This is a genomic window from Domibacillus indicus (assembly GCF_023715895.1).
GTDB lineage: Bacteria > Bacillota > Bacilli > Bacillales > Domibacillaceae > Domibacillus > Domibacillus indicus_A.
The window spans coordinates 1-465 of sequence record NZ_JAMBOO010000083.1; the positions used below are offsets into that span (position 1 = coordinate 1).

A 465-nucleotide genomic window follows, 5' to 3' on the forward strand; every position below is an offset into this window, starting at 1 on the left:
ACCCTCTGCTTGTAAGGCAGATGCTCTCCCAGCTGAGCTAATCCTCCAAAATGGTGACCCCTACGGGATTCGAACCCGTGTTACCGCCGTGAAAGGGCGGTGTCTTAACCGCTTGACCAAGGGGCCTATCTATTAAACTTTATAAGTGGCTTACAAAAGTAAGCTTCCAACCGGGCTCGAACCGGTGACCTCTTCCTTACCATGGAAGCACTCTACCTGCTGAGCTATGGAAGCAAAGCAATAAAGCAATGGCTCCGCAGGCAAGACTCGAACTTGCGACCGATCGGTTAACAGCCGATTGCTCTACCACTGAGCTACTGCGGAATGATATAAGATTATGCCAGGCGGCGTCCTGCTCTCACAGGGGGAAACCCCCAACTACCATCGGCGCTGAAGAGCTTAACGGCCGTGTTCGGGATGGGAACGGGTGTGACCTCTTCGCTATTGCCACCTGACTATGAAGTT

At 52.7% G+C, this 465-nt stretch carries 3 tRNA genes and 1 rRNA gene; all 4 read right to left on the minus strand.

Annotated features, from left to right (window positions below):
- Window positions 1-51: 51 nt before the first annotated feature.
- A tRNA-Glu gene (locus M3221_RS25645) sits at window positions 52-126 on the minus strand.
- A gap of 35 nt (window positions 127-161) precedes the next feature.
- Window positions 162-234, minus strand: a tRNA-Thr gene (locus M3221_RS25650).
- Window positions 235-249: 15 nt separating this feature from the next.
- Window positions 250-324, minus strand: a tRNA-Asn gene (locus tag M3221_RS25655).
- A 15-nt stretch (window positions 325-339) separates the two neighbouring features.
- A 5S ribosomal RNA gene (gene rrf / locus M3221_RS25660) occupies window positions 340-455 on the minus strand.
- Between the last annotated feature and the right edge of the window lie 10 nt (window positions 456-465).